8 protein-coding genes are annotated in these 6811 nt (G+C 47.8%); all 8 read left to right on the forward strand.

What is annotated here, in order from left to right; all coding sequences use genetic code 11:
* Positions 1-585 (forward strand): DeoR/GlpR transcriptional regulator (locus tag H5T41_10465; GenBank protein MBC7109183.1); only part of this gene is annotated, 585 nt, incomplete at its 5' end.
* 65 nt (positions 586-650) lie between these two features.
* The gene (ugpB, locus tag H5T41_10470) at positions 651-1988 is read left to right on the forward strand and encodes a sn-glycerol-3-phosphate ABC transporter substrate-binding protein UgpB (GenBank protein ID MBC7109184.1); all 1338 of its coding nucleotides are present in this window, start codon (positions 651-653) and stop codon (positions 1986-1988) included.
* Positions 1989-2066: 78 nt separating this feature from the next.
* A complete protein-coding gene (locus H5T41_10475) occupies positions 2067-2954 on the forward strand; it encodes an ABC transporter permease subunit (GenBank protein MBC7109185.1) in 888 nt (295 codons plus the stop codon).
* Positions 2947-3795 (forward strand): ABC transporter permease subunit, encoded by an 849-nt coding sequence (locus H5T41_10480; GenBank protein ID MBC7109186.1) that lies wholly within the window; start codon positions 2947-2949, stop codon positions 3793-3795. The genes H5T41_10475 and H5T41_10480 overlap by 8 nt, the downstream gene beginning before the upstream one ends.
* Entirely contained in the window at positions 3792-4754 is a 963-nt protein-coding gene (locus H5T41_10485; protein ID MBC7109187.1) for a glycerophosphodiester phosphodiesterase, read from the forward strand. Before H5T41_10480 ends, H5T41_10485 begins: the two co-directional genes overlap by 4 nt.
* Positions 4733-5320, forward strand: a complete 588-nt coding sequence (locus tag H5T41_10490; protein MBC7109188.1) for a hypothetical protein — start codon at positions 4733-4735, stop codon at positions 5318-5320. Before H5T41_10485 ends, H5T41_10490 begins: the two co-directional genes overlap by 22 nt.
* 12 nt (positions 5321-5332) lie before the next feature.
* Entirely contained in the window at positions 5333-6142 is an 810-nt protein-coding gene (locus H5T41_10495; protein ID MBC7109189.1) for an HAD-IIA family hydrolase, read from the forward strand.
* The coding region (locus H5T41_10500) for an Ldh family oxidoreductase (GenBank protein MBC7109190.1) at positions 6139-6811 on the forward strand (673 nt) is incomplete at its 3' end. The genes H5T41_10495 and H5T41_10500, both read left to right, overlap by 4 nt.

Raw genomic sequence — 6811 nt, forward strand, 5'->3', positions numbered from 1 at the left:
GTTACAGCTGAGCCCTCGTACTACGAAAAAGCCACGCGTAATTTAGAGGAGAAACGTCGAATTGGCCGGAAAGCTGCAGAGCTAATCAAAGAAGGCATGGCAGTGTTCATTGGCAATGGAACTACTACTATGGAAATTGTGCGAGCCCTCAAAGAAAAACCTGTTCCTAATCTACGAGTGTTTACCAACGCCTTAACTCACGCTGCTGAACTTGCGGAGATACCAAAAATGGATGTTTATGTAATCGGTGGTTATCTTAGAGGTGTATCGTATGCTATGGTTGGGCCACTTGCCCATTGCGCTTTGGAAAGCGTTTATTTTGACCTGGCGTTCCTTGGAGCCAATGGGATTTCTGTGGAACACGGGATCACTATCCCTTCCTTAGAGGAAGCTGCAACGGCATCAGAGGTGGTGCGGCGGGCCCAACGAGTGGTGATCGTAGCCGACCACACCAAGTTTGGAGTTGTCACGCATGGAAAAATCGTAGACTTGTCTAAAATAGACGCCTTTATCACTGATAAGGAGTTAGATCATAAATGGCAGGTAATTTTGACAAAGCTTGGTGTGGAGCTTTATTTTGCTTAAAAAGAAAGGAGGTGATAATTGGAAAAATTGATTAACGAAGCAAAATAAAAAGGGGGTGAAGTACAATGATCAAACGGTTGTTTAGTTTTATGTGTCTTATTGCGGTTTTAGGGTTTATAGGGCTGGCTCAAGTGCCAGAGGGTCGAATTGAACTCGAATTGTGGTTATCCTTACGCGGCCCCTTGTTTGACGCTTTTGCCGCGGAAGCGATGCGCTTTAACGAAGCACAAAATGTGTACTGGGTGACCCCGATTTGGAAGGGAACCTATCCGGAAGTGCTCTCTGCTTTGATTGCTGCAGTCCGTGCTGGCGAACAACCACATATCGTGCAGATCTTCGAAGCCGGGACAGCGATAATGATGTTTGGGCTGAAAGATTTTGTATATCCAGTACAAGATCTAATGGCTGAGCACGGTGTTGCGTTTGAGCCAAAAGTTTATATCCCCGCAGTGGTCGGCTATTACAGCCTCCCCGATGGTCAACTTGGGGCTTTGCCTTACAACTCTTCTACCGCTGTACTTTGGTACAATAAGGACGCATTCCGCAAGGCTGGCCTTGACCCAGAAAACCCGCCGCGAACCTGGGGTGAAGTGAAAAAAGCTGCAGAGGCCATTAAAGCCACTGGTGCTGCTGAGATTCCTCTCTCGGCTGCCTGGCCAACTTGGACACTTTTCGAGCAGATGGCTGCGATTCATAATGTGCCGTTTGCTACCAAAGCTAATGGGTTCGAGGGACTCGATACGCAACTTTTACTCAATACTGAATTTTTCGCGAAACATCTAAACTTCTTGCTCGACATGGCCGAAGAAGGGCTGTTCGTGTACGGAGGCCGAGACGCTGAAGCCGACGGGTTGTTCCCTGCCGGCAAGGCGGCAATGTTGCTTGCTTCTTCCGGCTTGCGAGCTCGCATTGAGGCCGAGGCTGAGTTTGAGTATGGTTGTACCTTCCTTCCATATCATGACGACGTCGTCGACAAGCCTTATAACTCAATAATTGGAGGCGCGGCGTTGTGGGCAATGAAAAACCCCAAATTTACAGAGGAGGAATACAGAGGTATGGCTTTGTTCTTTGACTTTCTTACTCGTGCAGAGAACGTCGCGTGGCGACATATGACAACCGGCTATATGCCCATCACCTCCACAGCGTATTTGTTGACCAAGGCAGAGGGATATTATGATAAAAAGCCTGAGGCCGAAATTCCAGTCCTTCAACTTATGCGCACACCCACTACTGAATATACTCGGGGGCTTCGCTTGGGGAACTTGCCGGCTATCCGAGTAATAATGTATGAGGAACTTGAAGCTGCTTTGATGAGGAAACAAACCGCTGAAGAAGCTTTAACCAGGATGGTCGAACGCGGCAATGAGCTCTTGCGTGAGTTTGAAGCTCTTTACGGTGAATAGGTAACTAAGTGAAGGAAAGGGGCCCCGCAGTCTTTGCGGGGCCCCCTGTGCGGTTTTTTCGTTGGCCAAAAATAAATTATGAGGCAAGAGCCGGTATTTCGCAATAAGCTGCTGCCTTATCTCTTGGTACTTCCGCAGGTCATTTTAGCGATAATATGGTTTATCTGGCCTTCGGTAGAGGCTTTCTACCAATCGTTTTATCGTAGTGATCCGTTGGGGATTAGGAGGATTTTTGTAGGTTTTGAGCAGTACGTACGATTATTTTCTGACGTTTCTTTTCTTTCCACATTGCGTGTGACAGTGATATTTAGTGCGGTGGTTACGATTTTTTCCATGGGTATTGGTCTATTCTTGGCAATAATGGCTGAGAGACAAATTTGTGGAAAATGGTTCTTTCGTACTTTACTCATAATTCCATATGGAATTGCTCCGGCCATAGCAGCGGTATTATGGCGGTTTCTCCTTGCACCTGGAATTGGGATGGTTGCAAGATTTGTTACTCATAACCTTAAGTTATATTGGGATTACCGTCTTAACGAAACTCAAGCAATGTTGTTTGTAATTATAGTAGCAATATGGGCTCGCATTTCTTATAACTTTATTTTTTATTCCGCAGCTTTACAAGGAATTCCTAAATCTGTTGTTGAGGCCGCTTATATTGATGGAGGAAGCCGATGGAAAACATTTTGGTTTATTATCTTTCCACTTCTTTCTCCTACTTCTTTTTTCCTTTTAGTTGTGAATAGTGTTTATTCTTTATTTGAGACGTTTGGAATTATTGATACACTTACTCATGGCGGACCATCTGGAGCTACAGAAATTTTAGTATATCGTATTTACAGAGATGGCATGGTAAATTTAAATGTAAACAAAGCGGCTGCGCAAGCAGTTCTGCTTTTGATATTTTCGGTAATTTTATCTGTGCTTCAGTTCAAAGTGATTGAGCGGAAGGTGCATTATGCGTAAGTTTTTCAAACATATTATACAGGAGTGGTATGCTTATGCAGCCCTTGGCTTAGCTAGTTGTATTGTGCTGCTTCCACTGTTGGTAGCTCTCATTGGTTCGACCCACAACGATGCCACCATTGGGGCAGGAAGAATGCCATTCTGGTTTGGGAACAATGCCTTTGAAAATTATTCGCGCGCTTGGAGGATGGGGACGGTATATACCGGAGTGCCAGTTTGGCGGCTTATATTTAACTCGTTTGTTGTTGCTTTTGTTATTGCTGTTGGCAAGGTAATGTTAGCCATTATGTCAGCTTATGCTATAGTATTTTTCCGCTTCCCTTTGCGAAATTTACTTTTCGGTATTGTGTTGGTTACTCTTATGCTACCGGTTGAGGTGCGAATGTTTCAAACTTATAAAATTGCTTCCCAATTTAAGCTGTTAAACACCTATATAGGCCTTGTTTTGCCTTGGGTTGTTTCCACTACTGGTCTTCTTCTCTTTCGGGGGTGCTTACAAGCCTTTCCTCGTGAGTTATTAGATGCAGCAAGAATGGATGGTGCTGGCCCTATCAGGTGCTTATATTCCGTTGTGCTTCCAATGCTTCGCCCTCACATTGCCGCTCTTTTTGTAGTCATGTTTCTTTATGGATGGAATCAATACTTATGGCCTTTGCTGATAACTACTAGACCAGAAATGCAAACTGTTCCTATAGGTTTAGTCCGAATGCTTGGTGGACCAGAAGCCGCCACCGAATGGGGGACAGTGATGGCTTCCACTATGATATGTTTAATCCTGCCGATTATTGTGGTTCTTGTGGGGCAAAAATATCTCGTAACACTAGGTGAAGTATCAAAATGAAAAAGCTTGCGGTCAACAACAAGCTTGTGCAAGTTATTGCCCATCGTGGAGCTAGTTCTTTGGCGCCAGAGAACACGCTAGCCGCGGCGAGTCTTGCCGCTGAGCTTGGTGCGGATATGTGGGAGTTCGACGTTCGGATGACCCGGGATGGCGAGCTTATCCTGATGCATGACGAGACCCTTTCGCGCACCACCAATGTCCAGGAACTCTTCCCAACGCGGACTCCATGGAGGGTAGAAGATTTCACATTGGAAGAGATTCGAAAGCTAGACGCTGGATCGTGGTTTTTGCACCAGGACCCGTTTGGCACCATTGCTACAGGTGAAGTGTCGCTTGGACAGGCCCAGAGTTATGTTAGGGAACCGGTACCCACCCTTAAAGAAGCCCTCATGTTCACCAAAGAGACCGGCCTTTTTGCTGACATTGAGCTCAAAGGTGAATCCTCATTTTTTGGCAGCTCCCACCGCTGGCGAGAGATGATAGAGTGTACGGTTGATTTAATCCACAATCTTAAACTTGAGGATCGTGTATTCTTGTCTTCGTTCACCCCTGAGATGATAAAGTATGTTAAGGAACGGGCATCCAACATTGCAACAGTTTTGATTTCGGTTGCCATGCCAAGTGATCCTGAGCGGATCCTGAGCGAGGTGTGTGCTGATGGAATCGCTATCCATTCGACAGCGTTCAATTCAACAGTTTCCCGAAGGCTGGCTAAAGCTGGATATAAGGTGTACGTGTGGACGGTAAACGACCAGGAGGAGATTCGCCGATTTCTCCAAGTTCCGGGCTTAACGGGGATTATCACTGATTATCCTCAGCGACTGTTGTCGGTCCTAGGCCGAGTGAAGAAACAGCCTTTCAACAGTAAATTTGCAAATTATCGGCTCTGTCGTTGTAAAGTACAAAGTGAAAAGGATGGGGATGGAACCGCGATCCATTGGAACTCTGGCAAAACTTAGCTAAGCTTTTGGGCTTGGTCACGGGGGTACCGGTAGCATTGATTTGGTTAGCCTTTTTCGTGGCAGGTGAAATAGACACTGGACCATACTGGTTTCCTTATTCGGGTTGGGTTGCGCTACCTTTTCGCGTTTTTTATCACCTTCCTTTGCTGAAACAGAAAACTTTATTCGGAGAACTGTTTCGGCATCTAAAGTTCGTCACTGCCGAATCATATGCGCTGTGCTTGGTCTCTATCTTCATCTTTGAAATCATGCGCCTTGAAGAACAGCCATGCTTGACCCAAGCGGTAGGAGTCGGGGGAAAGAAGCGTTTTTATGCTGGGGCTAGAAATGGCAAATCCCTCGTTTTAGCCTTCTTCATGGCAACACTTGTTACACTTGTTGTGCTCCCTAAGCATATTGACCATAGCTCTTGCTCACCTTCTGTTCAATCATGGTTTACGCAAGCTCTCCCCAGAAGCCAACGTCATCTTAAACCCGCCCCTTGGGCAGGGCGTTTCTCATCCAGGCCACGTTGGGCAAACGCCTTTCGGTCGTTCAAACGACGGTGGCTGGCATCACTTTGATCAAGCTGAAGCATGGGCGACATAATAAAAATCCAAGGCTATCTTATTGATTTAGACGGCACCGTCTACCGGGGGGAGCAACTCATTCCCGGAGCGGAAAGGGCCTTGGGTGAACTCTACGCCCGAGGAAGGAAAATACTTTTTATTTCCAACAAGCCATTGTACTCCCGCAAAGACTACGCTAAAAAACTTAGCCGGTTGGGCATTTTAGCAAAGGAGAGTGATGTCCTTAACTCTTCTTTCGTTTTAGCTCGCTATTTGGCTAAGGAAGCTCCTGGAGCTAAAGTCTTTGCTATAGGAGAGCCACCACTCTTAAAGGAGCTGCGACGAGCTGGGTTGCGGTTGACTGAAGATCCAAGAAAGATCGAATATGTGGTGGCCGCCTTCGACCGTACCTTTGACTACCGCAAACTAAACATTGCTTTTCAAGCTCTAACCCGTGGAGCGAGGTTCTACGCTACCAATCCGGATCGCACATGCCCAGTGGAGGATGGAGAAATCCCTGATGCTGCTGCGGTGATTGCTGCCTTAGAGGCTACCACTGGAAGAAAGGTCGAGAAAGTTTTTGGTAAACCCTCCCACTACATGATACAGACCGCCCTCGAAATTTTAGGTCTTCCACCGGAGAAATGCGCAATGGTGGGCGACCGCTTGGAAACTGATATTCGTATGGCGAAAGAAAACGGTCTCACCGCGATTCTTGTGCTTACTGGAGTTACTCGTCCCGAGGATTTGAAAAGCTCTCCCTTCCAACCGGACTACGTGCTCCCAAGCCTCGCCGAGCTTCCGGATTTGGATGAAAAAATCGGAGGTGAAGGATGACCGAGAGGATCCGCGTACCTGTAGAGGAATTGCGGCAGTTTGTGGAGGAGGTTTTCCTGCGCTTAGGCGTGCCAAAAGGGGATGCCGAGATCTGCGCGGATGTGCTTTTGGCTGCGGATCTCCGGGGCATCGAATCCCATGGGGTCAGTCGCCTCATGCTTTATGTAAAGCGCATCCGAAACGGAACAGTTTCACCGGTGACAAAACTCCTTGTGGTGCGGGAAGGGCCGACCACAGCCGTTCTCGATGCCCAAGATGGGCTTGGAATGGTGGCCGGATATCGAGCCATGGAATTGGCCATCCGCAAGGCCAGAGCCTTCGGGTTGGGCGCGGTGGTGGTGCGCAATTCCTCCCACTACGGCATCGCCGGGTACTACGCCCTCATGGCCGCAAAAGAGGGGATGATCGGCATGAGCTTCACCAATGCCCGGCCCAGTGTAGCTCCCACTTTCGGGGTGGAACCGATGCTCGGGACAAATCCCATTGCTTTTGCCTGTCCCACCGACGAGCCTTTTCCATTCTACTTCGATGCCGCTACTTCCGTATCTCAGCGTGGAAAAATCGAAGTCCTTGCCCGTCTGGGAAAGCCAACGCCTGTGGGATGGGTGATCGATCGGGAGGGCCAACCGGCTACCGATAGCCGAGCGATCCTCGATGGCCTTCCCAAGG

The sequence above is a fragment of the Methanomassiliicoccales archaeon genome, from assembly GCA_014361295.1.
Classification (GTDB): Archaea; Thermoplasmatota; Thermoplasmata; order Methanomassiliicoccales; family JACIVX01; genus JACIVX01.